This is a genomic window from Sorangium sp. So ce394 (assembly GCF_051474665.1).
In the GTDB taxonomy this organism is placed as follows: Bacteria; Myxococcota_A; Polyangia; order Polyangiales; family Polyangiaceae; genus Sorangium; species Sorangium cellulosum_D.
On the sequence record NZ_CP150339.1, the window covers coordinates 8438534 to 8463619 of the forward strand.

Here is a 25086-nt window from a genome sequence, read left to right on the forward strand (position 1 = left end):
GGCGCCCGGGCCGAGTTGCGCAAAATGCGGAGCGCGCCCGGCGCGCCCGGGCCGCCGCGGCGCTACCGGGGCGGGGCGCGGAGCGACGCGGCGCCTGGCGGCGCGGCGCTGGAGGACGGCGCGGCGCTGGAGGGCGGCGCGGCGTTCGGCGGCGCGGCGTTCGGCGGCGCGGCGCTGGAGGGCGGCGCGCTCGGCGGCGCGGCGCTCGGCGGCGCCGTGTCGGGCGGGGTCGCGCCGGGCGGCCCGGCGCCGGGGGGAGCGGGCGGGCGCGGGCCGCGGTAGCCCTGCACGAGCACGACGCCCGCGCCGCGCCGCACCTGCGCGTGCAGGCTCCCGGCGAACGGCGCGCCTCCGGGCGAGGTGAAGCACGCGCCCCGGCCGCCGATCACCGCGATCGGCCCGCTGTCCGCGTCCTGTCCGACGATCTCGTGCGACGGCGGCGCGCCCTTCGTGACGAAGAGATCGACCTCGATCACGCCGAGCCCGCCCTGCGCGATGAACACCGCGCACTCCCCCGGCGCCACGCGCACCGGGATCGCGCTGCTCTCCCCCTCCCCGATCGCGAGCGACACGACGTCGCCGAGCGGCGTCATCCCCCTCGCCTCGCCGCGCGCGGTGTTGGCGAGCGCGAGCGCGGTCACGCGCGGCGCCGGCGCGCTCGCCGCGGGCCGCTGCTGCGCCACGCGGCTCAGGAACAGCCGCGCCGCCTCCGGGTCCGGCTCGGGCGCATCGCTCGGCGGCGGCGGGTTCCGCACCTCGCGCGTGGGCGCGGGGGCCGGCGCGGGCGGAGGGCTCGGCTGCAGGACCTCGGCGCGGGGCGCGGAGGCGCCGCCGCAGCCCGACGCGGCGAGCAGCGCGACGAGCGGCGCGGCGGCGAAGCGGCGCGCCGGCCTGAACGGATGCAGTGCGAGGGGAACGAGGGCACGCCGCACGGCGCGGAGCCTATCAGAACCGCCGCGCGACGCTCGGCCCGCGAGCGGCCGGCCGTGAGGCGTGCTACCCCCTCGCCCGATGAAGCCCAGGGACATCGTCGTCGCGACGCACGGCCACTGCTTCGACGGCATGGCGAGCGCGGCGCTGTTCACCCGCTTGATGCAGGCGCTCCGCCCCGGCGAGCCGCTCGCGCTCCGCTACCGCTCCTGCGGGTACGGCCCGGGCATGACGATGATCCCGCCCTCGTGGCTCGACGGCGACGAGAACGCGATCCTCGACTTCCGGTACACGCCGACGAAGAAGCTGACGTGGTACTTCGACCACCACATCACCGGGTTCGGCTCGGACGACGAGCGCGACGCGGCGCTCGCCGGCGCGTCGCGCGGGACGGCCGTGGGCGACGCGCCGCACGTCTTCTACGACGCCGCCTACGGCTCGTGCACGAAGCTCATCGCGGACGTCAGCCGCGATCGCTTCGGCGTCGAGATGTCCGGCGTCGATGAGCTCATCCGCTGGGCCGACCTCATCGACACCGCGCGCTTCCCCTCGGCCGAGGCCGCCGTGAGCCGCGAGGAGCCGATCATGCAGCTCGCGTCGGTCGTCGAGCACCACGGCGACGGGCCCTTCCTCGCCTCCGTCGTGCCCCGGCTCGTCGAGCGGCCCGTGAGCGAGGTGGCGCGCGCGCCCGACATCCAGGAGCTCTGGCGGCCGCTCTCCCTCTCGCGGCAGACCTTCGTCGCGCGCATCGAGCGCGGCGCGCGGAAGCTCGGCCGCGTCGTGCTGGTCGATCTCTCCGACGCGCCGCTCGAGGCGGTCGGCAAGTTCATGACGTACGCGATGTACCCGGACTGCGTGTACTCGGTCACGCTCTCCCGGCACAAGCAGCACTACAAGCTCTCGGTCGGCTACAACCCCTGGTGCGGCGTCGCGCGCGACCGCGACATCGCCCCGATCTGCCGCCGCTACGACGGGGGCGGGCACCCGGCCGTCGGCGCGGCGTCCTTCCCGCTCTCCGCGCTCGAGCGCGCGCGCGAGGCGGCCCGCACCATCGCGGAGGAGCTCAACGAGGAGCCCGCGCGGTGACCTGGGCCGAGCAGCGCTTCCGCCGGAGCGCGCGCGCGGCGGGGCGGGCGGCGCCGCGGGGCGAGGCCGGCGCGCTCGGGCCTTGCGCGCCGCTCCTCTTCGGGCACCGGGGCGTGCGCGGCGAGGGCGCCCCCACCGAGAACACCCTCGCCGCCTTCGAGGCGGCGGCCGCGCAGGGCGCCGACGGGATCGAGCTCGACGTGCGGGTGTGCGGGTCGGGCGAGCTCGTGGCGCTGCACGACCCGGACCTCGAGCGGGTGACGCAGGGCGCGGACCCGCGCGCCGCCGCGGCGCTCCGCTGGGACGAGCTGCGGCAGGTCGACCTCGGCGGCGAGCGGGTGCCGCTCGTCTCCGAGGTGCTCGCGTTCGCGCGCGGGCGGCGGCTCGCGGTCAACATCGAGATGAAGCGGGACGTGCCCGACCGCGCCGCCGTCGTGCTCGCGACCGCGCGCCTCTTGCGCGCCTGGGATCCTCGCCACGCGGTGCTCGTCTCGTCGTTCGATCCGGTCATGCTGGCCTCCTTCGGGGTCATGGCGCCGGCCGTCCCGCGCGCGCTCCTCGTGCACCGGAGCCGCTACCACGACACGGCCGTGCGCCTCGCGCCGGCGCTCGGGGCGCTCGCCGCGCACATCGAGCGGACGATCGCGTCGCCCGAGCGCATCGCGCTGCTGAAGCGGCAGGGGCGCGTGATCAACGTGTGGACCGTGAACGACCCGCGGGAAGCGCGGGACCTCGCCGCGCTCGGCGTCGACGGGCTGATCACCGACGTGCCGCGCCGCATCCGCGAAGCGCTCGCGTGACCGGCGACGCCACCGAGCGTCCGCGACCGGCGCCCTCGGGCGCGGCCGGCCGCGGGCGCGCGGCGCCTCGGGCGATGGCGGCGGCTACCGTCGCTGCCAGGGGTCGACGATCTCGCGCGCGCGGTGCGGCGCCCGGCGCGGCGCCGAGCGCGCCGGCGGGTCCTTCCGCGCCGCGGACGCCGCTGGCGCCGCCGTGCCCGAGGGCGCCGGCGAGGGCGGCGCCGTGTCCACGGCCGGCGCGCTCTCGGGGACGAGCAGGCGATCCGCCACGGGCGTCGACGCGCGGGCGACCTCCACCGGCGGGGCCGTGATCGCCGGCGCGGGCTCGACAAGCGCGGGCTCGACCGGCGTGACCACGGCGCCGGCGCCCTCCTGGCCGACGGGGCGCAGCGCCGTGAGCGCGGCCGTCCCGCTGAGCACGAAGAGCGCGCCGCACGCCAGCAGCCAGCGCCGCGTCGCGCTCGCGCGCGGCCTGCGGGCGTCGCGGACCTCGCCGGCCGCAGCGGCCGTGAGCGTGCCGGGCTGGGACGGATCGGGCAGCGGCGTGAGCGCATCCTCCCGCGGGGCCGCGCCCTGATCCTCGGACCCCTCGGACCACGAGAGCGCGCCGACGTCGCCCGGCCCCGAGAGCTCGGCGGCGCCGGCCGGCGACAGCCCGAGCAGCGTCCCCGTGCGCGACGCGGCGGGCGGGGGCCGCGGCACGGAGGGCGCGGGCAGCGGGATGCCGAGGTCGCCCGCGGCGGCCACGAAGGCGTGCACCATCTCCTGCGCCGACTGGAACCGCTGGGACCTCTCGCGCGAGAGCGCGCGCAGGAAGAACCCATCGAGCTCGGCGGGCAGATCGCTCGCGAGCTGCGTCGCGAGCGGGATCGGCTCCACGAGGATCCGCGACAGGACCGCGCCGAGCACGTCGCCCTCGAACGGGAGCTTGCCCGTGACCGCGCGGAAGAGGATGACCCCGAGCGACCAGAGATCGCTGCGCGCGTCGAGGTCCTTGTCGCCGCGCGCCTGCTCCGGGCTCATGTAGAACGGCGAGCCCAGGAGCTCGCCGGTCTTCGTGGTCTCGCCGCTGAGGAGCTTGCCCGCGAGCTGCTTGGCGATGCCGAAGTCGAGGACCTTGACGATCTCCTCGTCGTCGTCGACGCGCGCGAGGAACAGATTGCCAGGCTTGAGGTCGCGGTGGACGAGCCCGGACTCGTGCGCGCGGCGCAGCGCCTTGCCGGTCTGGACGGCGATGCGCGCCGCGTCCGCGAGGGGGATGCGGCGGACCCGCCGCAGGCGGCGGCTGAGGTCCTCGCCCCGGAGCAGCTCCATGACGAGGTACGGGACGCTCCCCTGGATCCCGTAGTCCTGCACGCTCACCACGTGCGGGCTCTCGAGGTTCGCCGCGGTGCGCGCCTCGCGGTAGAAGCGCGCGCGGAACTCGGGCGAGGCCGCGTGCTCCGGGTCCATGAACTTGATCGCCACCGGCGCGCCCAGCTGGACGTGCCGCGCCGCCCACACGGAGCCCATCCCCCCGCGCGAGAGCGGCTTCTCCAGGCGGTACTTTTCGCCGACGATCGTTCCCGGCTCGACGTCCATCGCCGACTCCTCCCGCCGAGGCGAGGTGAATTGGGCAGATCTAGACGTTCGAGCGAGCGGCGTCCATGCCGTCTGGCGAGCACAGCAGGCCGGCGGCCGGCACCCCCGCGAGGTGCGCAGTTGGTTTGTGGCTCCCTCAGGGACCGCCTGAGCGCGCGGACTCAGTCCTGGCAGTCGACATAACGGCGGACGACGCCGCCGGGGATCGGCTGGGTGAACGCCCCGGAGAGGAGAGGCGGATTCCACTTCGCCTCCTTGTATTGAAAGATGACGTCGTCCTCCGTGTTGGGCACCCGCATGCGGATCGAGCGGGGGACCTCGGCCTCGCAGGCGCCGCCGCTCGGCGGGATCGGATCGTCGATCCCCTCCGGGTCGACGCGCGGCGGCGCGGTGCGGATGACCCCGTGATTGCTGAGCTCGGCGTGATAGAGGTCCATCCCCCGCTGCGCGACCCGGACCTGCCGGACGCGCAAGCGCTGCTGGCTCCACGGCAGGCGCCAGTCGTCCGGGCGCGGCTCGAGGTGGATCTCCTCCACCGCGTCGCGGGTGCTCTGGATCAGCACTCGGTAGAAGCCGTCGCCGTCCCAGGCGATCGAGGCGCCGTGCGGCTCGTGGGCGAGCACGGGCGCCTCGCCGCGGAGGAGCGAGACGAGCGCGTGCCCGGGGATGGGCACCTGGGTGAGCCGCGCCAGGTTGCACGCGCTCGCGGGCCCATGCAAAAGCTGCTTCTCCCCGACATCGAGCATCTGGAACAGGGTGCCATTCGACGTGAGCGTGTAGAGCGTCGCGCCGAAGGGGCTCACCACATCGAAGCGGACCCGATCGGGATTGACCGCCAGGATGTACACGTCACCGCGGATCCTCCCCTGACGCGAGAAGTGGTCGATCTTGGCGGTGCCCTGGACGCCGTTCACGCAGGCATACGTGTCCTTCATCCGGGCGAGCGCCGCGTCGGCGGTCGGGAACCGGGATGGCGGCGGATCCACGGCGGCACAGCCGGTCACGAGCACGGCGAGGGTCGCGGCCCAAGCGATCGCGCGATGGCGCATGGGCGCGGACGCTGACAAGGATCGCGGAGCCCGTCAACCGCGGAAGCGGCGAGGGAGCGGAAGAGGGGCGCCGCGCGCCCGGCCGGAGCGAGCCCCGGCCGGAGACGCGCGGCCGAGATCAGGACGCCCGGAGCGCCTCGAGCAGATCGACGTCGGGGATCGCGACCGGCAGGCGGGCGCGGAGGACGGCGACGTCGTTGTCCTCGCAGACGCGAGCCACCGCCAGCCCGTCGAAGAGGGAGATGGGCGCGGTCCCCGGGATCGCGGCCTCCTCGCGCGCGCCGGAGAGCATCTGACCGGCGGTCAGGATCCAGCCGGCGGTCGCCGGACCGTAGTGGTGGAGCGAGCCGCGCAGCTCGGTGACCCGCTCGCGGCCGACCTCGCGGCCGTCCCGCCGGATGACCAGCGCCAGCTTGATCTCGTCGCCCGCCGTGCGGAGCGCCCCGGAGAAGTGGCTCTCGCCGCCCGGCGCCCCGGCGCGGCGCACCGCGCGCAGCTGGCCGAGGCCGATGCGCTCGAGGGCGAGGACACAGATCTCGACGAAGGCGTGGCCCGGGAGCTCCGAGAGCTTGCGCGCGAAGGCGCGCCGCGCGGCGTCGCGGTAGCGCTCCACGGCGGCGAGCGCCTCCTGCTCCAGCCGCGCCAGGTCGCCCGGGAGCAGCCAGTCGGTCAGCGCGATCCGGCCGCCGGCGAAGCGGAAGCGGGGCCGCTGCCCCGCGGCGGTGCGGCGCGCGTTGTCGGCGCGCACGGCGGCCGCGACCTGGGACTGCACGAGCTGCACGTCCCCGGCGAGCCGGCCGCGGCGCTGCGCCGTCTCCGCGATCTGCCGGAGCGACACCGCGCCCGCGTTCCGATCGAAGGTCGAGAGGATGCCCGCGACGGCGTCGGCCAGATCGCGGCCGGCCAGGTCGTCGAGCGCGTGCCCCTCACCGCCCGTGAGCTCGATCACCTGCGGGCCGCGGTAGACCGGCTCGGCGCCGAAGCCCTCGGCGCGCTCGGCGCGCTCGACGCGCTCGACGCGGTCGAAGCGCTCAGTCCGGTCGGAGCGCTCGGTCCGGTCGGAGCGCTCGGTCCGGTCGGAGCGCTCGATCCGGTCGGAGCGCGGCGGCTCGCGGCCGTTCTCGCGGCGCGCCTCGAACACCGGCGTCGCGACATAAGAAGGCAGCCCACCGGGGCTCGCGCTGGCCTCCGCGGTCCCGCGGCCGCGCCGGCGGCGGCGGCGGCGGCGGCGGCCCTCGCCCTGCTCGCCCGACGAGCCGGGGGTGGCGCGGTCCTCACCGCCGAGGATCGGCTGATCGTCGTCGTCCTCCTCGTCGAAGAGCTCCGCGGCGCCGGCGACGGCCTCCGCCCGCATCGCCTCGTCCGGGCCCGGCGGCTCGGCGTCCTCGAGCTCGCCGTCCTCCTCGTCGAGGTACGCGCCGGCAGCCCGCGGGGACGAGGGCGCCGGCGGCGGCACGGGCTCGCGCGCTGCCGGGATCTCCACCCCGTTCATCGCGGCGGCGGCGGACGCGGCGACGAGCGCCTCGTCCTCGTCCTCCTCGTCGTCGAGCGCGGGCGCGGCCTGCGCCGCCTCGCCCGCGGCCTCGGTCTCGACGTCGGCCGCCTCGGCCTCCACCTCGGGCTCGGTCGCGAGAGCCCCCGAGTCGCTCTCTTCCACCGCCTCGTCGTCCGCGGCCGTCTCGAACAGGGTGGGCTGCTCCTCGTCCTTGCGCGCCTTGGCCGCCTCGGGCTTCCCGCCGCGCTTCCCCTTCTTCCCGTCGAGCCCGGACTTGATCGTCTTCTCGTCCCACTCGCGCAGCGCGAAGACGCCCGGCTTCACCCGCACCAGGGGGTTGTCCGCCGTGTCCTTCTTCAGCGTCGCCGCCAGGCGGGCGCCCATCGTGACCTCTGGGCTCTTGCCAACGTGGCTAAGGAGGTTCTTCTCGATCGCGATATCGGTGATCTCTTTATAGTGAAGCGGTCTACCGATGAGGCGAAGCACCTCGGCGGCTGCATCCGTGAACGTCATTTTGTTCGCCCTTCGGGGCGCGCCGCCCGGCGGGCGCCCTCGTCGTCCCCATCGCGGCCGCCCCGTCCACAGTGGCTGACGAAGCGCGCGGGATACCCCACCGCAGCCGGGAAACGCACATTCGCTCCCACTCGGCCACGACGCGCGGAACGGCCTGCTCGTAGCATGCTCGAGCACCGCGGTCAACGGGCCGCGCGATCTGGCTCAAGATAAGCCGCTGGACGACCTCTGGGGCTGGAACCAGGGCGCGGCCGGCGCGAAGCCCGCGCCTACCGCGCGAAAGCGGGCGTGCGGCGGGGGCGAGAGCGCGGCCGGCGCGGGGCGCGGGCCGCGCGCGAGCATCGATGTCGCCCGTGAGCGGCTGTCGGCCAGTCCGGAGCACGGGATATGCGAGCGGGAGATGGGCTTAGCGCTCGTCGCGGGGCGCGGCGGCTCCCGCGCGGCCGCGGCGCGAGCTGCGATGATGGAGAACGCGATTGGACGTGGCGCGCCACGCCGGCCAGCGCGAGAGCAGGAGCGCGTCGAGGACGGGAATGAGGCGCGCCGAGAGCGGGAGAGCCCTCCCGGCCAGGGCGCCGCCGCCGCGCCGCGGCGTGGCGCGCCCCGGCGACACCGCGCCGCCGGCGCCACCACGACACCGCGCCGCCGGCGCGGCGCGGCGACAACAGAGCGGCGGCAACATCGCTTTTGCGCTTTGCCATCTGCCGGATAAGGGGGTTACGCTGCGTGGGTGGAGCTTTCGCGGCTTCTCGATGAGCTCACCCTGGCGGCCAACCGGGTCGGCATCGCCGTCCGGATGGAAGCGTTCGATCCGCACCTGTCGGACGCGCGCAATCCGCGGGGCGGGCTCTGCACCGTGCTCGGCCGCCGGGTCATCCTGGTCGACGCCAATGCGTCGCTGCCCGATCGCATCGCCACGGTCGCGGCCGCGCTCGCGCGCGTGGACCTGGAGTCCGTGTTCCTGCCGCCGATCGTGCGCGCGACCATCGGCGCCCACGCCCGCGGCGCGCGGCCGCCGGCGCCCGCGCCCGCGCCCGCGCCCGCGCCGGGCGAGCCCGTGCGCCTGCCGACGCGCCACGGCAAGCGCGGGAAAGCCTCAACGCTGCTCCCGCTCGCCCGCACCAAATGGCGTGACTCCTGATCGCGGCGGCGCCCCCCTCCCCCGGGCGCGCCGCCCTCCCCTCCCCTGGCCGGGGCTCCTCGCGCGCCGCCGCGCGCTACGAGGTGAGCGCCCGCTCGACCTCGACGTACGTCGCGGCGATCGCCGCGTCGAGCTGCGCGACGTCGGTCCCGCCGGCCTGCGCCATGTCGGGGCGCCCGCCGCCGGAGCCGCCCACGATGCGGGCGATCGGCTTGATCAGCTCCCCGGCCTTGAGCCGCTCGGTCGCCGGCTTGGAGACCATCACGGCGAGCTGCGCCTTGTCGCCCACCGCCGCGCCGAGCAGCACCGCCGCGCGATCGCCGAGCTTGTCGCGCAGCTTCTCCGCCAGGTCGCGCAGCGCGCCCGGGTTGGTGCCGTCCGGCACCCGGCGCGCGAGCACCTTGATCCCGCCGATCTCCCGCGCGCCCTCCAGCATCGCGTCGATGCCGCCGCCGCCGCCGCCCTGCGCGGGGCCGGCGCCCTCCAGGATCCGCCGCTCGAGGTCCGCGACCTTCTTCTCGAGCTCCCGCTCGTGCGCCACGATCTTCCCGATCTTCTCGGCCAGATCGCCGCCCTGCGCCTTCGCGACCTGCCGCGCCCGCGCGAGCTCGGCCTCGACGCCCCGGGCGTACGCGAGCGCGTTCAGCCCCGTCGACGCGAGGATCCGGCGCACCCCCGCGGCCACGCCGCCCTCGCTCGTGATCTTGAACAGCCCGATGTCGCCGAGCGCGCGCGCGTGCGTGCCGCCGCAGAGCTCCACCACCTCGGGCGTCATCGTGAGCATCCGCACGGTGTCGCCGTATTTCTCCTCGAAGATCGCCATCGCGCCCCGCCGCCGCGCCTCGTCCATCGGCAGGATCTCGGTCGTCACCTTCGCGTTCGTGAGGACCTTCTCGTTCACGAGGTCCTCGATCCGCGCGATCTCCTCGCGGGTGAGGGGCCGGTTGTGCGTGAAGTCGAAGCGGAGGATGTCCGGGCCGACCCGCGAGCCCTTCTGCTGCGCGTGCTCCCCGAGCACCTTGCGCAGCGCCCAGTGCAGCACGTGCGTGGCCGAGTGGTTGCGGCGCGTCGCCGACCGCGCCGCGTGGTCCACCTCGAGGTGGACGCGCTGGCCCACCGCGATCGCCCCCTCGCGGACCACGCCCTCGTGCACGACGAGCCCCGCGACCGGCTTCTGCGCGTCCTTCACCTCCACGCGCGCCCCGTCCGCCGTCAGCTCGCCGCTGTCGCCGACCTGGCCGCCCGACTCGGCGTAGAACGGCGTCTCGCGGACGACGATCTCGACCGCTTCCCCCGCCTCCGCGCGCTCCACCAGCGTCCGCACCTTGCGCGCCCGGTCGCCCTCGCCCTGCACCTCCACCCGGAGGATCGCGGCGATCTCGCTGTCGCCCTCCTCGCGCTCGTAGCCCGTGAAGACGACCGGCTGCGCGAGCTTCGCGCGCGCCTCGCGGTGCGCGGCGTCCACGGCGGCGTTCGGATCGATCGGGCCGTCCGCCTCGGCGGCGCCGCGGATGACCGCCTCGGCCCCCTGGACGTCGACGTCGAAGTTCGACTCGGCGCAGATGACCTGCGTCAGATCCAGCGGGAATCCGTAGGTGGTGTAGAGATCGGCCGCCGCGGCGGCCGGGAGCGTCCTCTCGCCCGACGAGCGCATCTCGTCGAAGCGCTCGTCCAGGATCTTCATCCCGCGCTTCAGCGTGGAGCGGAAGCGGATCTCCTCGTCCTCGGTGACGCGGGCGATGAGCTCGCGCCGATCGCGCAGCTCCGGGTACGTCTCGCCCATCCGGCGGACCACCTCGAGCGCGACCTCGTGCAAGAACGGCCGATCGATCCCGAGCCGGTGCCCGTGGCGGATCGCGCGGCGCATCACCCGGCGGAGCACGTACTCGCGCCGCTGCCGCTCGGGCATCACGCCCTCGGCGATCAGGAACGCGGTCGTCCGCGCGTGATCGGCGATGACCCGCATCGACACGTCGTCGTCGGCGCTCCCGCCGGTGTACGGCTTGCCGCTGAGCTCCGCGGCCTTGTCGACGAGCCCCCGGAGCAGGTCGGTGTCGTAGTTCGCCGTCACGCCCTGGAGCACGCTCGCGATCCGCTCCAGGCCCATGCCGGTGTCGATGCTCGGCGCCGGCAGCGGCACGAGCGGGCCGTCCTTCTCGGCGCGCTCGTACTGCATGAACACGTTGTTCCAGATCTCGGTCCAGCCCGTGCCGTCGATGCGCGGCTCCTCGCCGAAGCGCGAGACGTCGGGCTCGTTCCCGTGGAAGAAGTGGATCTCCGAGCAGGGGCCGCACGGGCCGACGTCGCCCATCGTCCAGAAGTTGTCGGCGAGGCCCAGCCGCAGGATCCGATCGTCGCCGAAGCCGGTGACCTTGCGCCAGATCGCCGCGGCCTCGTCGTCGGCCGGAAAGCCCCCCTCGCCGTTGTAGATGGTGACCACGAGCCGCGACGGGGGGACGTCGTAAACCTTGGTCAGGAGCTCCCACGCGAAGGCGATCGCGTCTTCCTTGAAGTAGTCCCCAAAGCTGAAGTTGCCGAGCATCTCGAAGAACGTCTGATGGCGCGCGGTCACGCCGACGTTCTCAAGGTCGTTGTGCTTGCCGCTGATCCGGATGCACTTCTGGCTCGAGGCGGCGCGCTGGTAGGGGCGCTTGTCCTTGCCCGTGAAGACGTCCTTGAACGGCACCATACCCGCGTTCACGAACATCAGCGTCGGATCGTTCTGCGGCAGGAGCGGCGCGCTCGGGACGACCTCGTGCCCGCGCTGGGCGAAGAACTCGAGGAACGTGCGTCGGATCAGATCGGAGCTGGCAGGCGTTGCGATGGGCATAGGAGGAGGCGCGGTCTAGCACGACCGGAGAGCGGCATCCGCCCGCTCGAGGGGGCGAGCCCGGCCGCCGCCGCGGCGGCTGGAGGCCCGGGTCGACCCCCGCCGGCGCGGGCGCCGGCCGGTCGAGCGCCGCGGAGCGCTGGTCGAGGACCGCCGCGCGCTGGTCGAGCGCCCGCGGCGCGCCGGGTCAGCGGCCGGCGGGGACGACGCTGCTGCCCGAGGCGGCCTCGAGGGCGAGCGGCGCCCGCTGCAGCGCGCTCTCGATCGCCCCCGCGACGGCGTCGGTCTGCAGCTGGGCGAGCTCCCGCCGGCCGCTGGCGCGCCGCGCCTCGGCGACCGCCTGGGCCGAGCCGGTCATCGAGCCCTTCAGCGTCTGGCTCGGCATCTCGCGGATCACGAACTCGACCTTGGCCGCATACCCGACGCCGTCGGCCCCGTGGCGCTTGCTCAGGTGCGTGACCGAGCCGTCCAGCGTGAACGCCGGCAGCTTGCGGCTCTTGCCCTCCGCCGCCACGTCCGCGCCGTCGGCCACGATCTCGATGTCGGCGAACTGCATCACCCGGTTGCGCGTCTGCTGCTTGAGGAGCGACCCGAGCATCGCGTCCTTCACCCCCGAGCGGTTCTCGAACTTGCCCAGGCTGACCAGGAAGCGCGCCTTCGCGGACAACTTGGAGAGCCGCTCGATGGCCGCCTGGATCGGGCGCTTCTGGCTCGGGGTGGACTCGACGGTGAGCGCCGCCTTGAGCGCCGGGACCGCCGCGGGGTTGCCGAGCGCGCCGAGCGCGGCCGCGGCCGAGGCGCGCACCGCCGGGTGCGGATCCTTGAGCGCCTTCTCGAGGGCGGGCCGCGCGCCCGGGCTCTTCGATCGGCCGAGCGCCAGCGCCGCCGCGACCCTCAGCCGGTAGTCCTTGCCGACGGCGATGTCGCGGAAAGCGGAGGTGTCGGCGTCCTGCGCGCTCGACAGGGACGTCGCGCCGAAGACCATCGAAGTCGCCAAGAACATCGCAATGAAGAGACGACGAACCATCACGTCCCTCCGGAGATCGGCGGCCCTCGCCACCCGCTCTCCTCGGTGAACCACGGAAGTCTCGCGACGCGCCTGGCGTCCAGACGGTCTTATCCTTGGCCAGGACGGTCGCGAGATCAAGGCCCCTTTGGCCCGCGATGGCTCATGCAGGACGCGTGACGAGCCCGGCAGACGTCGTCGTCACACGCCGGAGCGCTCCGGTCTACCGCCCGGAGCGCTTATTTCCAGACACACTGCCACGGTTGAGCCTGGATCGGCTGACCAGCTCAGAAATCGGCTGACCAGCTCAGAAGAGGATACCGAGATACCAGCGCACCGTCTGTGCGGTCTCGAGATCGATCGGCTGGAGGTTCTTCTCCCCCTGGAGCTGGCCGAGCCCACCGAGCGGGAACAGCACGCCGTACTGCACCGCCGTGTAGAAGCCGCCCATCTTGTCGGGATCGTCGTTGAGCGTCCCGTCCTTCGACTGGAAGTACAGCTGCCCGTTCAGCTCGATGCCGAGATCCCTGGCGTTCCCGGGCGCCTGCACGAACTCCGAGGCGCGGCTCCAGATGGCCGCGGCGCCGAGGCCGGCGCGCTGGCCGTTCTTGTCACGAGCGAAGTCCCAGTCCACGCCGGGGCGGAAGTAATAGGCCCCCTGGACCCGAGACAGGATGTTCCTGAACAGGATCTGGTCGACGCGGTAATCCGGGTGGAAACGGAAGGTCGAGTAGGTGCGATCGGTCGAGTTCTGGGGGTCCATGCCCCCCTCGCCGACGGGCTTCAGGGAGGGCACGTCGTCGTCGCCGGTCGCGTAGCCGAAGCCGAAATGGATCCGCAGGCGGCCTTCCATCTCGGTGAGCTCGGCCTGGGTCGCGATCCCGAACTGCCGGACGCCCCAGCCCGTGTCCTTCGGCGAGAGGGCGTTCGCGTAATCGTTCTCGTCCTGCCCGCGCAGGTCGAGGGACCCGTAGATCATCGCCGCCTCGAGCTCGAAGCGGAACTTCTTGTAGAGGAGCTGGAACCACAGGTCGGGGATGACCATCTCCGCACCCCGGTGCACGTACCCGCTCGCGACGTTGTCGATGGTCTGGCCGAGCGAGGCGCCCTTGTCTTCGGCGCCGGAGCTGCCGGTGTTGTCGTTCGCCAGGGTCTGCTTCCGGTAGGCGAAGTAGACGCCGCCGTTCATGACCGCGTTGCCGCGGGCGAGCTCGAGCTTCTGGAGCTCCGGGTTCTTGCGGCGGACGGCGACGAACACGTACTGATCGACGTCATCGGACTGGGCGAGGTCGTAGGGCTGGCCCTCGAGCTCCTGGAGCGAGGCGCTCGTCGCGCCCTCGTTGGCCCAGTCCCACGCGCCGGCGAAGTAGATGTCGTATTTCTTGATCCCCGTGACGAACATCAGCCGATCGACGGTCGACTGGTAGTCGGAGTCGTGCCCATCGCCGCTGTTCGCCACCATGCCGAGGCCCCAGTGGTTCGGCATCCGGCCGAAGCGCAGGAGGCCCACGGGGGTCATGTACTCGCCCCAGATCCGCTTGACGGAGATCGAGTCCCTGGTCGAGTTGATGCCGGCGCTCGGCGCCCACTGGGTGCTGGAGAAGACCCCGAGCGGCGAGTACCCGCCCCGGCGGGCGACCTCGTAGCCGCCGCCGGCCCTCGGCCGGTTCGTGTAGCCCTCCGGCGTCGAGCCGAGCACGACGTTGTCGAGGAGATCGACCTGCGAGAGGATCCGCAGGTTGTCGCTGATGTGCAGCTCGGGGTTGAGCCGGAAGCGCATGTTCGCGCCGGCCTGGGTGTCGCTCTTGCACCAGTGGAACTCGCGCGAGCCGCCGCTCGTGGTCTCGCTCGGGTCGCAGAGGTTGACGAAGTGGCTCGAGTCGTAGGAGTTGTCGGCCGGCTGCGGCCAGAGCGCCGCGTTGCGCTTGTCGACGCGGCCGAGGGCGAAGCTGTTGAAGAGCTCCCACCGGAGCCGGTAGTAGCCGTGGAACTCGAACGTCGGCCGCGCGTGGGACCACCAGTCCTCGGCGTACACCTCGCTGGGGCGGGCGCCGACCTCCCCCTGGGTCGCCTTCCGCTCCGTCCCCTCGGCGGCCGCCGCGGGCCCCTCCGACGCGGCCGGCCTGGCCGGCTGGGGCGCGGCCGGCGCGGCCGCTTCGGCCGGCGGCATGAGCGGCTCGCGCGTCGGCGCCGGGGGCTCGAGCGCCTCCACGTCGCTGCCGCCGACGGGCGCCGCGCCGGGCTGCGCCGGGGTCGCCCCGGGCTGCGCCGCGCCGGGCTGCGCCGGGGTCGCCCCGGGCTGCGCCGCGCCGGGCTGCGCCGCGCCGGGCTGCGCGGGGGCCGCGGTGGCCGCGCCGGGCTGGGCGGGTGCGGCGCCGGGCTGCGGAGCAGGAGCGCCGGGCTGCCCGGCGGGCGGCTGCGCCGCCGGCGGCTGGGCCGGCCGGCGCGCCGGCTGGGCGGACGCGGAGGACGCGCCCAGCACGAGCGCGAGCGCGAGGCCCGACCGGAGGCGACGGCGAGAGGTGCCAGGGCTGCACGACGTTCCCGTAGACCGCGACGAGATGGGCATCTGCTTGGTTTCGTTCGCGCGTTTGGCCCCGCGCGCAGGATGAGGTTGATGTTCCGAGCTCTCGGCGGCCCGGAGGCCGGGCGCCGATGTCTCATGCCCGGCTTGTGTGGTCAAGGCGCCGCTCGGCCCCGACCCCTGGAACCCGCCCCCCGGAACGCCCCCGGGCGCCCCCGAGCCGGCGCCCTGCCGCGCGCGCGCCCGGCGCCGCCCCGCCGCCCCCGACCGCGCGCCCCGACCGCGCCCGTCCCGCCGCCCCCGACCGCGCGCCCCGACCGCGCCCGTCCCGCCGCCCCCGACCGCATGCAGCGGCTTCTTTGAGCCCTCTTGGAATTCTGCGCATGATCCGGGAACATCCACCGCGTTGCGTTGGATGCCGCCGCGCGCGCCGGCTGCCGTACTCGCCTCACCGTCCGCGCGAAGCGCCTCCGTCCCAGCGAACGTCCGTCCTGGAACGGCCGTGCGCTGCCGGAGGCTCACCGACCGGGAAGATGCCTGAAAGGGGATAGATGAGAACGCTGCGAGCGCTGTGTCTGCTGTCGATCGTGGGCGCTGGGGTGGGGCTCGCCTCGGGCGTGGCGCGCGCGCAGGAGGCGGTCCGTGAGGGGGAGTTCTCGGTGCAGCGGTTCGAGCCGGCGCCGGGCTCGAAGAACTACCTGAGCATCGAGGGCGCCCGGATGGAGGCGTCGCTCGGGATCACGGCCGGCCTGATGTTCGACTATGCCCGGGAGCCGTTCGTCCTCGAGAGCTGCGTCTCGACGACCGACTGCTCCTCCCCGGACGCCCGGGACCACCGGGAGCTGCCGGTCATCTCGGACATGCTGACCTGGAACCTGCTGGCCTCGATCACGCCGACGTCGTGGCTCCAGGCCGGCCTGCGCTTCCCGGTCGCGTACGTGAGCGGCCAGGGGGTCGACGCCGCCACCGGCGCGGCGGCCGCGGAGGGGCTGAAGGCGTTCGGCGCGGGCGACCCGACGCTCGAGGCCAAGGTGCGGTTCTTCGGCGGGCCGCGCGATCCGCTGGTGCTCGGCGCCGCCGCCGACGTGAGCTTCCCGCTCGGGCACGCGACGAGCGAGGGGAGCTACCTCGGCAGCTCGTCGCCGGTGACCGCGGGGCTGCGCCTCATCGTGGACGGCAGCGCGGGGCCGCTGTCGTTCGGGCTCAACCTGCGCGGCAAGCTGCTCCCCGAGGCGGCGCGGATCGCCTCGACCGAGGTCGGCCCGGTCGAGTTCCGCTACGGCGGGGCGCTCGGCTACCAGATCACCCCGGCGCTCCGCGTGCTCGCCGAGGGGTACGGCGCGACGCAGTTCAGCGCGCAGGGCGGCACGAACTCGCTCGAGGTCGACGGCGCGCTCCAGATCGCCCCGCGCGACCTCGGCCTCGTGTTCACGGTCGGCGGCGGCGCAGGCGTGGTCGAGGGCATCGGCGTGCCCGTGGCGCGCGGCATCGCGGGGATCCTCTTCGTGCACGAGCCCGGCGACGGGGACGCCGACGGGGTCGGCGACGCGGCGGACCAGTGCCCCGCGCTGCCCGAGGACCGCGACGGGATCGCCGACGAGGACGGCTGCCCCGAGGACGACGGCGACGGGGACGGCATCCCGGACGAGAGCGACCGCTGCCCGGCGAAGGCGGAGGTGATCAACGGGCTCGACGACAAGGACGGCTGCCCCGACGAGGTGGCGGATCGCGACAAGGATCGGGTCCCCGACGCGCAGGACAAGTGCCCGGATCAGGCGGGCCGGGTGCTCCTGCCCGAGCATTACGGCTGCCCCGACAAGGACGAGGACGGCGTGCCCGACCGGATCGACAAGTGCGTCGATGCGCCCGAGGACACCGACGGGTTCGAGGACGAGGACGGCTGCCCCGACCCGGACAACGACCGCGACGGCGTGCCCGACCAGCAGGACGAGTGCATCGACCAGCCCGAGGTGAAGAACGGCTTCAAGGACGAGGACGGCTGCCCCGACGAGCTCCCCGACAGCGACGGGGACGGGATCCCGGACGACAAGGACCGGTGCCCGAAGCAGCCGGAGAACCTGAACGGCGTCGAGGACCTGGACGGCTGCCCGGACCGCGGCGCGAGCCTGGTGCAGGTCGGCGACGAGGACATCAAGATCCTCCAGCGGGTCGAGTTCGCGCTCAACAACGACAAGATCCAGGGCGCGCAGAGCTTCGCGGTGCTCGACGCCGTGGCGTCGGCGCTGAGCATCCACCCGGAAATTTTCAAGGTGGAGGTCGCTGGCCACACGGACGACGCCGGGCCGGCGGACATGAACCGCGCGCTGTCGCAGCGGCGCGCCGAGGCGGTGGTCGCTTACCTCACGAGCAAGGGCGTCGACCGGGCGCGGCTCGTGGCGCGGGGCTACGGCCCGGACAAGCCGATCGACGACAACAAGACCGCCAAGGGCCGCCAGAAGAACCGGCGCGTCGAGTTCGTCATCGTGCACTCGGTGAAGAAGCCGCAGCAGGCGTCCGCGGAGCCGGGGGCGGCGGCGCCGTCGCCGGCGGCGCCGGCAGCGCCGCCCGCCGCGGCGCCGGCAGCGGCGCCCACCGCCGCGCCGGCAGCGCCGCCTCGGGCAGCGCCGCCGGCGGCTCCGCTGCCGCTCGCGCCTCCGCCGCCGAAGCCCTGATCCGCCCTGTCCCGCGGCGGAGGGCCGCGTGGACGGGCGGATCTCGCCGTCCTCTCCTCTGGATCTCTCGGCCGAGCTGAGCGAGGCTCCCGCCCGCAGCATCCCGCTCCGCGGGACGGAGCCATGGAGAAAGCGCTCATGAACCGGACACTCATTGCACTACCCCTCGTGCTGTCGTCGCTGTTCGCCGCGGGCTGCGGCCACTCCGAGCAGGAGTGGAAGGCGCAGCTCGGCAAGTACAACGACCTCCAGAAGCGGAGCCAGAAGAGGGAGGCGGAGCTCGAGAAGGAGCTCGCCGACGCGAAGCAGCGCGTCGAGGAGCTCGAGAAGAAGCTCGCGGACCAGGGCGCCGACATCTCGAAGATGAGCTCGACGCTGGAGGACCGCGAGAAGGCGCTGGCGGAGTACAAGGCGCGCGCGAAGCAGCTGGAGGCGATCCAGGCGCGGTTCGACCTGCTCCGGAAGAAGCTCGAGGAGCTGACCAAGCTCGGCCTGGAGGTGCGGGTCCGCAGGAACCGGATGGTCATCTCGCTGCCCGGGGACGTGCTGTTCGACTCCGGGAAGGACAGCCTGAGCAAGGACGGCCAGGAGATCCTGAAGAAGATCGCGGACGTCATCCGGGGCGACAAGTCGCTTGTCGATCGCGACTACCAGGTCGCGGGGCACACGGACAGCCAGCCGTACAAGAACGGCCCGTTCTTCGACAACTGGGGGCTTTCGCTGATGCGGGCGCGGTCCGTGCTGCTGTTCCTCATCGGCAAGGACGGCCGTCTGCCGACGCGGCACTGGAGCGCGGCCGGGTTCGCGGACACGGACCCCGTGGCGGACAACACCACGCCGGCCGGCAAGCAGAAGAACCGCCGGTGCGACCTGGTGGTGGTGCCGGACGTGGACGAAATGCTCGACCTGACGAAGCTCGCCACGAAGTGAGGGCGAGCGGTGAGCGGGGCTCGCAGGGCGGGCCCCGCGCGCGGCGCGGGGGTGGCGCGGCCGGCAGATTCGCGATTCAGCTCACGTCAGCGTAAAAAGTTGGGCGATTTCGGGGACCTGGCTCCTGGGTCGACCACAACGCGTTCTGGTGCCGGGCGTCCGGGGACGCCGGCGACCACAACGCGTTCTGGTGCCGGGCGTCCGGGGTTGCCGGTGACCACAACGCGTTCTGGTGCCCGGGTGTCCGACGACGCCGGTGACCACAACGCGTTCTGGTGCCCGGGCGTCCGGGGACGCCGGTGACCACAACGCGTTCTGGTGCCCGGGCGTCCGGGGACGCCGGTGACCACAACGCGTTCTGGTGCCCGGGTGTCCGGGGACGCCGGTGACCACTTCCTCAACGAGATCGACGCCCTGCGGGACATCACGCTCCTCTCCGTCCTGCGCCAGCTCCGGAGCGGCTATCCCGGTCGCCCCCACGGCTTTCCGCACCCGCTCGCGCTCGTCGGCCTTCGCGACGTGCGCGACTACAAGGTCGCCTCCGGCGACGGCGACCGACTCGGCACCTCGAGCCCGTTCAACATCAAGGTCGAGTCGCTCACGCTGCGCAACTTCACCCGCGACGAGGTCGCCGCCCTTTACGCCCAGCACACGGCCGAGACAGGCCAGGGCTTCCAGTCGAGCGCCGTGGATCGCGCCTTCGAGCTCACCCAGGGCCAGCCGTGGCTCGTCAACGCGCTCGCCCGCCAGCTCGTCGATGTCCTGGTCAAGGATCGCGCGCAGCCCATCACCGCCGCGGACGTCGATCGCGCCAAGGAGATCCTCATCGAGCGGCAGGACACGCACCTCGACAGCCTGGTCGAGCGGCTGCGCGAGCCGCGGATCCGCGCCGTGATCGAGCCCATGCTCGCCGGCGGCCCCCTCGGCGACGTGCCCGAAGACGACCGGCGATTCGCCGTCGATCTGGGCCTCGTGCGCCGCGCAGCGGAGGGCGGCCTCGTCATCGCCAATCCCATCTACCGCGAGATCATCGTACGCCAGCTCGCGAGCGGCGTGCGCGAGTCGTGATCAGGGCCTGATCTCGGCCATCCAGCAGCGACACCCGCTCGCGCGGCCGATCCTCCTCTGTCCGCTCTGCCAGCTACGGAGCCTGCGGGCAGCAGCCTCGCTCGTCGCAGCCGCACTCCGAGCAGGATCGCGCCGACGTCGTCCCGCAGTGTTCCTTCAAGCGCTCCCTCAACGCCTTGCGGGCGCGGTGCAGCCGCACCATCGCGTTGCCCGGCGTGATACCGAGCTCGGCCGCGACCTCCGTGACCGCGACGCCGTCGACGATGACGCGCTTCAAGATGAGCGCGTACTCGGGCTTCAATCGTTCGGCCTGGACGAGCACGCACCAGCAGTCGATGGCGTCCTCCTCGACGGAGGAAAGCTCGAGCTCATCGACCGGGAGCGCCACGTCGTGCTTCTTGCGCAGCTCGTCGAGGAGGACATTGCGCACGACCCGCCCCACCCACGCCGCGGCTCGTGCCGGGTCGCGCACCTGGTCGCTCCGGACGAGCGCCCGCTCGAGGGCGCGCTGGAGCACCTCCTCGGCATCGACGCCTGCCCTGGCCCTGCGTCGCACGCTCTCCAGCAGCGCGCCGCGCTGAGCGGCCAGGGCTTCGCGCACGGCCTGGGCCGCTCCGGTCAGCTTGTCGGGGTCCATGGACACCTCCGATTCTGTTCCCGGCGGGCTCGTCTCTCAACCCTCCGAGAAAATTTTGCGGCGCAGCGAGACGGGCGAGGAGGGCTTCCGCGAGCCGACTCGGCGTCGGCTCGCAGCATCGGCGTAAGGTTGGAGAGGTCGGCCCGTCGATCCTTGCGAGGTGGAGGCCCGCGATGGAGATGATCAGTCGTCCCTGGTTCGCCCTTGCTCTGTACGGCGTCTACATGGCGCTCGCGTTCGGATGGCGGTCGATTCGGCAGCGCCGCGCGACTGGATCGACGGGGTTCCGCGGCATCTCGGGGCCGCCAGGCTCGCTGCCCTGGCTCGGCGGCGTGCTCTTCGCGGTCGCGATGCTCCTCGGCCTGGCCGCCCCGGTCGCGGAGCTCGCCGGCTGGATCGGGCCGCTCGCCGAGCCTGGCAGCCTCGTCGTCGGGCTCGGGGCCGTCGCGATCCTCGCAGGGATCCTCGGCACGCTGTGGTCCCAGGGGGCGATGGGGGCGTCGTGGCGCATCGGCGTGAGCGAGGCGGAGCGCACGAGCCTCGTGACCCGAGGGCCGTTCGCCGTGGTGCGGAACCCCATCTTCAGCTTCATGATGCTGGCTGCGCTCGGGATGGCGCTCATCCTCCCGAACACCGCTGCGCTCGCCTCGTTCGCGGCGCTGGTCACCGCGATCGAGCTCCAGGTCCGCGTGGTCGAGGAGCCCTACCTGCTCCGCGCCCACGGCGAGGCCTACGCCGCGTACTGCGCGAAGGTGGGGCGCTTTCTGCCGGGCCTCGGCCTCGCCCGCCAATGACAGCGGTTTCGTGACGACAATGCAGGAGCTCGACATCACCTGCACTGGCGAGCTTACGGAGAGGTCGACCCGTGAGCCCTTATGTGCCGCTCAGCCGCCGAGCCACTGCCGCGCGAGCTCGAGCGTGCGGGCGTTGTCCGGAACGTCGCGGAGGAAGCGCTCCCGCCAGGTCGGGTCGCTGAGCTTCTCGGCGCGCGCGAGCAGCGCGTCCCTGGCCGACGCGATGGCGGCGCTCGCCTCGGCGCGCCGGCCGCTCGCGGCGAGCGCCTCGGCATAGGTCAGGCGGACGAGGGACTCGCCCTCTTCGAGGGTGCCGAACTCCGCGAGCAGCGCGCTCGCCTCGGCGGCAGCCCGCATCGCCTCGTCCGTACGCCCGAGCCCAAGGAGCGCGCGCGCCAGCACAGCAGAGGCATGTACTGCGAACGTCGGTGCGCCCGGCGCCAGCGCCACCGCGGCCCGCGCCTCGCGCTCGGCGGCAGTAAAATCGCCGCAGACGAGGGCGATCTTCGCCAGGTAGCAATGGGCGAGCAGCTCGGTGCGTACCACACCGGCTTGCCGGCTCGACGTCGCAGCGGACTCGACGAGCCCCCGCGCCTCCGACAGTTGCTCGCGATACAGCAGTACCTGCGCGAGGTTCGCCTCCGCTCCGAGCTTCACTTCCTGCAGGTGCATCCGGTCAGCCTCTACCAGCGCTGCGCGCAGCATCGACTCCGCCCTCGTGAAATCACCGAGCTCCGCGTAGATGCTGCCGAGTCCGACGCGTGAGCTGCAGGCGTTGCGGCGATCACCGGCCTGCTCGTAGGCACGGCTCGCGGCTTCCATGCCGCCTACGCTGGCGGCGAGATCGCCAGTGCAGATGGCATGGGCAGAGCGCGCCCCGTGAAGGTGCGCGGCCGCCTCGACGTCGAGCGCATCGATATCTGCATAGGCGCGCTCGACGACATCGAGCAGGGCGCGCCCTTCTGCGTAGCGGCCCACCACCGACAGCACCATTGCGCCGTCCGCAAGGCAGATGAGCTTGACGCTCTGTGCGTCGGCCATGGCGATAGTGCCCGCCGCCACGGTCGTCCAGCGCTCGGTTTCGTCGAACCGGCCCAGCTTGTGAGACGCAAAGATCACCTGCGTGATGGCCGAGAACCAAGCGGCCGAGCCGCGCTCGAGCCGCTCGGCCGCTTCGAGGCCCCGCTCCAAGGCATTGGGGACGTCACCGCACCACATATGTGCCTCAGCCTGGGCCCGGCGAAGCCTGCCAGCGAGTTCCGGCGCCGCTCCGCAGCCGATGCCGCGGTCGGCCCGCTCGATCACCGCAGCCAGGTCGCCGCCCCGCAGCGCCTCTTCGGCCGCGCGCAGGTACGCATCCGCCGCCCGCGCCGGCGCCCCGCCGATCTCGAAGTGCTCCGCAAGCGCCATCGCGTCGGCGCCTCCGGCCCGGTCCAGCCAGTCGCCCGCGAGGCCGTGGCCGACGCGGCGGTCGCGCTCGGTAAGCATCTCGTACGCGGCCTCTCGCACCATCGTGTGCCGGAACTCGTACTCCACCTCGCCCGCGATGCGCGCCTCGGGCCGCCGCCGGATGAGCTCCCGGCGGGCGAGCTCGGCGAGCTGCCGCGCCACCGGCACACCACCCACCAGGGCCCGGGCCCCGCCCTCCCAGAACGTCTCGCCGAAGACGCTCGCCGCCCGCAGCACGCGCCGCTCCTCAACGCCCAGCGCCTCCAGCCGCGCCTGCACCAGCGCGAGCGCCGTCTCTGGCATTCCCGCGCTCCGCCCCTCGGCGACGGCGCGGATCTGCTCCTCCAGCACGAACGCGTTGCCTTCGGCGCGCGCGAGGAGCTTGTCGACCTGGCTGGCATCGATGGCGTCGCCGAGCACCTCCCGGACGAGCCGCTCGCTCGCGCGCCGGGGCAGCGGCGCAAGGCGGATCCGGAGCCCGTGACGCTCGCTCCAGAGCGCGGGAAAAAGATCGTCGACCTCCGGACGGGCGAGCGCCAGCACGAAGAACGGCAAGCTCCCGGCGTGCTGGAGCGCGGCGTCGACGAGGGTCACCGTGGGCAGGTCGCCCCAGTGCAGATCCTCCAGCACGAGGATGACCGGCTTCCGCTGGCATTCGGCCCAGACGAAGTCCTCGAACGCCTCGCGGACGCGGTCGCCCATCAGCATCGAGCTCCGGCGCGCTGTGTGCAGCTGCACATCGCCCGCGTCGGGGAACTTCGCCCCTACGAGCTCGCCGAGGAACGCCGCGACGAGCGGGGCCTTGGCCCCGAGCGCGCCGAGCCGCTCCACCCGGGCGAGCACCTTGCGCCGCCGGACCTCCAGCGGCTCGCCGTCGAGGATGCCCATGGCGCGGCGGAGCGCCTGGGCCAGCAGGCCGTACGCGGACCCGGCGGCCATCGGGTCGGCCCTGCCGATCCAGACCTCGGCGGCCTCGCTCTGCTCTTCGAGGCAGCGGAGGAACTCACAGGCGAGGCGCGACTTGCCGAGACCCGGGGCGCCCACGACGACCGCGGCGCTCGCGGAGGGCTCGTCCACGCAATGGCGCCACTCGGCCTCGAGCTGCGCGAGCTCGCGCTCACGCCCGAGGCAGGGCGTCGGCTTGCCGAGGAGCCGCGGGACCGTGTCCGGCTCCTCCTTCGGGCCCCGGAGCCACGCGCCTTCGTCCACGTGCGCCATATCGAAGGACCTGGCGAGCAATCCTGCGGTCGCTCCGTCGAGCCGGATGCCGGACTCCGGCAGTCGAGAGCGCTGCGGAAAGAGCTGCACGACGCGGTCGATCAACGCGCCGACCGGCAGGCGACCGGCGACCTCGGCCATCCCCGTGGCGACGGACACTGGAACGCCCCCGAGCGCTGCGCGCAGGGCGAGCGCGCAGCGGGCCGCGCGCGCGGCGAGATCCGTCGGGGCCTCGGCGCCGGACAGCGCGACGAGCAGCCACTGCGATTGCAGGAGCTCGAGGCGCCCGCCGTGGCGCGCCGCGACCTGGCGCAGCGCCTCGGTGCGAGCGGCGCATTCGGCCTCGGAGAGCGTGGCGTCCACCTCCGCGCTGCCGTCGGCTGCAAGGATGACGCACATGACCCGGCGTTCTGCCGTCGTGATCTCCACGCTCGGCGCGGGCGGCTCCGCGGTATCGCGCGCGCCGGCGGGGGGCCCTGCTTGCGCCAGGGCGGCGAGCTCCTCGGCGACGGCGGCGCCGTCGCGCGGCCGACGTTCCATCGGCTTCGACAGCATCCGGGCCACGAGCCGCTCGAGCGGCTTGGGGACCCCGTCGCGGAGCTCGCCGAGCCGCGGCGGATCTTCCAGGACGACCTTCATGATCAGCGAGAGAGCGTTGTCGCCCACGAAAGGCGGGCGCCCCGCGAGGCACTCGAACAGCATGCAGCCGAGCGCGAACACGTCGGCGCGGGCGTCGATCGTCGGCTCGCCGCGCGCCTGCTCGGGGGCCATGTATCCGGGCGTGCCGAGGATCGCGCCGGGCGCCGTCAAGCTCCGCGCGAGCCGGAGGTCGCGCGCGATGCCGAAGTCGAGCAAGGTGGCGCGCTCGATGGCCCCGCCGACGAGCATCAGGTTGCTCGGCTTCAGGTCGCGGTGGACAACACCGAGCCGGTGGATCGCGCCGAGCGTCGTCGCCACGTGCGCCGCCAGGGTGACGCTCTCGGCGATCGAGAGCGGTCCTCCGGCGAGCCGCTCCTCCAGCGTCACGCCGTCGAGCCACTCCATGGCCAGGTACGGCCGCCCTGCGCCGGTCATCCCGTGCGCCACGTACTGCACGACCCCTGGCAGCCGCAGCGTGACGAGCGCCTCCGCCTCCCGCGAGAGCCGGCCCAGATCGCGTACGCTCGCGCTCTGCAGCACCTTGAGCGCCACCGCCTGCCCGGAAACCCGATCACGCGCGCGGTACACGTCGCCCATGCCACCGGAGCCGGCGAGCCGCTCGATCTCGAAACGATCTTCGACCACGTCCGCAGGGCGCATCGCTGTTCTTATGTACTGCGAGTGAGCCCCCGTGTCTGTGTTCTCCGAGGGACGGCGCCGCGAT

The 25086-nt window shown here is 73.5% G+C and carries 15 protein-coding genes and 1 pseudogene; 7 read left to right on the top strand and 9 right to left on the bottom strand.

Annotated features, from left to right (window positions below):
* Window positions 1–62: 62 nt before the first annotated feature.
* Window positions 63–932 carry a hypothetical protein gene (locus WMF33_RS30985; RefSeq protein ID WP_437331996.1) on the bottom strand — a complete coding sequence of 290 codons (870 nt, stop codon included), beginning with the start codon at window positions 930–932 and terminating at the stop codon, window positions 63–65.
* Window positions 933–1011: 79 nt separating this feature from the next.
* On the opposite strand from WMF33_RS30985, the gene WMF33_RS30990 reads away from it, so the two are divergent.
* Together WMF33_RS30990 and WMF33_RS30995 are read left to right on the top strand one after the other, a co-directional pair.
* Window positions 1012–2016, top strand: coding sequence for a hypothetical protein (locus tag WMF33_RS30990; RefSeq protein ID WP_437331997.1), 1005 nt, complete (start codon window positions 1012–1014; stop codon window positions 2014–2016).
* Window positions 2013–2816: a glycerophosphodiester phosphodiesterase gene (locus WMF33_RS30995; protein WP_437331998.1), complete on the top strand. Its 804-nt coding sequence runs from the start codon at window positions 2013–2015 to the stop codon at window positions 2814–2816. Before WMF33_RS30990 ends, WMF33_RS30995 begins: the two co-directional genes overlap by 4 nt.
* 84 nt (window positions 2817–2900) lie before the next feature.
* Here WMF33_RS30995 and WMF33_RS31000 read toward each other — a convergent pair whose 3' ends face one another.
* The 3 genes from WMF33_RS31000 to WMF33_RS31010 all read right to left on the bottom strand — a co-directional run bounded on the left by WMF33_RS31000 (window position 2901) and on the right by WMF33_RS31010 (window position 7454).
* Window positions 2901–4397, bottom strand: coding sequence for a protein kinase domain-containing protein (locus WMF33_RS31000; RefSeq protein ID WP_437331999.1), 1497 nt, complete (start codon window positions 4395–4397; stop codon window positions 2901–2903).
* A 161-nt stretch (window positions 4398–4558) separates the two neighbouring features.
* Window positions 4559–5446 (bottom strand): LolA family protein, encoded by an 888-nt coding sequence (locus WMF33_RS31005; RefSeq protein WP_437332000.1) that lies wholly within the window; start codon window positions 5444–5446, stop codon window positions 4559–4561.
* A gap of 118 nt (window positions 5447–5564) precedes the next feature.
* The gene (locus WMF33_RS31010; protein ID WP_437332001.1) at window positions 5565–7454 is read right to left on the bottom strand and encodes an HTH domain-containing protein; all 1890 of its coding nucleotides are present in this window, start codon (window positions 7452–7454) and stop codon (window positions 5565–5567) included.
* 730 nt (window positions 7455–8184) lie between these two features.
* Between WMF33_RS31010 and WMF33_RS31015 the strand changes: the two genes are divergently transcribed.
* Window positions 8185–8595, top strand: coding sequence for a hypothetical protein (locus WMF33_RS31015; protein WP_437332002.1), 411 nt, complete (start codon window positions 8185–8187; stop codon window positions 8593–8595).
* Between the two features lie 76 nt (window positions 8596–8671).
* Here the strand turns inward: WMF33_RS31015 and alaS are convergent, their stop codons facing one another.
* The 3 genes from alaS to WMF33_RS31030 all read right to left on the bottom strand — a co-directional run bounded on the left by alaS (window position 8672) and on the right by WMF33_RS31030 (window position 15000).
* Entirely contained in the window at window positions 8672–11425 is a 2754-nt protein-coding gene (gene alaS / locus WMF33_RS31020) for an alanine--tRNA ligase (RefSeq protein WP_437332003.1), read from the bottom strand.
* 187 nt (window positions 11426–11612) lie between these two features.
* On the bottom strand, window positions 11613–12428 hold the full coding sequence (locus tag WMF33_RS31025) for a HEAT repeat domain-containing protein (RefSeq protein ID WP_437332004.1): 816 nt from the start codon (window positions 12426–12428) through the stop codon (window positions 11613–11615).
* A 310-nt stretch (window positions 12429–12738) separates the two neighbouring features.
* Window positions 12739–15000 carry a TIGR04551 family protein gene (locus WMF33_RS31030; RefSeq protein WP_437332005.1) on the bottom strand — a complete coding sequence of 754 codons (2262 nt, stop codon included), beginning with the start codon at window positions 14998–15000 and terminating at the stop codon, window positions 12739–12741.
* A gap of 506 nt (window positions 15001–15506) precedes the next feature.
* Between WMF33_RS31030 and WMF33_RS31035 the strand changes: the two genes are divergently transcribed.
* From WMF33_RS31035 to WMF33_RS31045, 3 genes and pseudogenes are all read left to right on the top strand, one after another.
* The gene (locus WMF33_RS31035) at window positions 15507–17627 is read left to right on the top strand and encodes an OmpA family protein (protein ID WP_437332006.1); all 2121 of its coding nucleotides are present in this window, start codon (window positions 15507–15509) and stop codon (window positions 17625–17627) included.
* A gap of 138 nt (window positions 17628–17765) precedes the next feature.
* Entirely contained in the window at window positions 17766–18557 is a 792-nt protein-coding gene (locus WMF33_RS31040) for an OmpA family protein (RefSeq protein WP_061626026.1), read from the top strand.
* A 393-nt stretch (window positions 18558–18950) separates the two neighbouring features.
* A pseudogene (locus tag WMF33_RS31045) lies at window positions 18951–19622 on the top strand (ATP-binding protein); the annotation flags it as partial.
* Window positions 19623–19698: 76 nt separating this feature from the next.
* On the opposite strand, the gene WMF33_RS31050 reads toward WMF33_RS31045, so the two are convergent.
* Window positions 19699–20262 carry an RNA polymerase sigma factor gene (locus WMF33_RS31050; RefSeq protein WP_437332007.1) on the bottom strand — a complete coding sequence of 188 codons (564 nt, stop codon included), beginning with the start codon at window positions 20260–20262 and terminating at the stop codon, window positions 19699–19701.
* 173 nt (window positions 20263–20435) lie between these two features.
* Between WMF33_RS31050 and WMF33_RS31055 the strand changes: the two genes are divergently transcribed.
* Window positions 20436–21056 carry a methyltransferase family protein gene (locus WMF33_RS31055; protein ID WP_437332008.1) on the top strand — a complete coding sequence of 207 codons (621 nt, stop codon included), beginning with the start codon at window positions 20436–20438 and terminating at the stop codon, window positions 21054–21056.
* A gap of 90 nt (window positions 21057–21146) precedes the next feature.
* On the opposite strand, the gene WMF33_RS31060 is transcribed toward WMF33_RS31055, so the two are convergent.
* Entirely contained in the window at window positions 21147–25022 is a 3876-nt protein-coding gene (locus WMF33_RS31060) for a protein kinase domain-containing protein (protein ID WP_437332009.1), read from the bottom strand.
* Window positions 25023–25086 lie beyond the last annotated feature (64 nt).

Excerpts from the sequence above, each read along its gene's own strand:
- WMF33_RS30990 (WP_437331997.1), top strand. The coding sequence starts at position 1,012 with ATGAAGCCCAGGGACATCGTCGTCGCGACGCACGGCCACTGCTTCGAC.
- WMF33_RS31000 (WP_437331999.1), bottom strand. The coding sequence starts at position 4,397 with ATGGACGTCGAGCCGGGAACGATCGTCGGCGAAAAGTACCGCCTGGAG.
- WMF33_RS31005 (WP_437332000.1), bottom strand. The coding sequence starts at position 5,446 with ATGCGCCATCGCGCGATCGCTTGGGCCGCGACCCTCGCCGTGCTCGTG.
- WMF33_RS31010 (WP_437332001.1), bottom strand. The coding sequence starts at position 7,454 with ATGACGTTCACGGATGCAGCCGCCGAGGTGCTTCGCCTCATCGGTAGA.
- alaS (WP_437332003.1), bottom strand. The coding sequence starts at position 11,425 with ATGCCCATCGCAACGCCTGCCAGCTCCGATCTGATCCGACGCACGTTC.
- WMF33_RS31025 (WP_437332004.1), bottom strand. The coding sequence starts at position 12,428 with ATGTTCTTGGCGACTTCGATGGTCTTCGGCGCGACGTCCCTGTCGAGC.
- WMF33_RS31030 (WP_437332005.1), bottom strand. The coding sequence starts at position 15,000 with ATGCCCATCTCGTCGCGGTCTACGGGAACGTCGTGCAGCCCTGGCACC.
- WMF33_RS31035 (WP_437332006.1), top strand. The coding sequence starts at position 15,507 with ATGAGAACGCTGCGAGCGCTGTGTCTGCTGTCGATCGTGGGCGCTGGG.
- WMF33_RS31040 (WP_061626026.1), top strand. The coding sequence starts at position 17,766 with ATGAACCGGACACTCATTGCACTACCCCTCGTGCTGTCGTCGCTGTTC.
- WMF33_RS31050 (WP_437332007.1), bottom strand. The coding sequence starts at position 20,262 with ATGGACCCCGACAAGCTGACCGGAGCGGCCCAGGCCGTGCGCGAAGCC.
- WMF33_RS31055 (WP_437332008.1), top strand. The coding sequence starts at position 20,436 with ATGGAGATGATCAGTCGTCCCTGGTTCGCCCTTGCTCTGTACGGCGTC.
- WMF33_RS31060 (WP_437332009.1), bottom strand. The coding sequence starts at position 25,022 with ATGCGCCCTGCGGACGTGGTCGAAGATCGTTTCGAGATCGAGCGGCTC.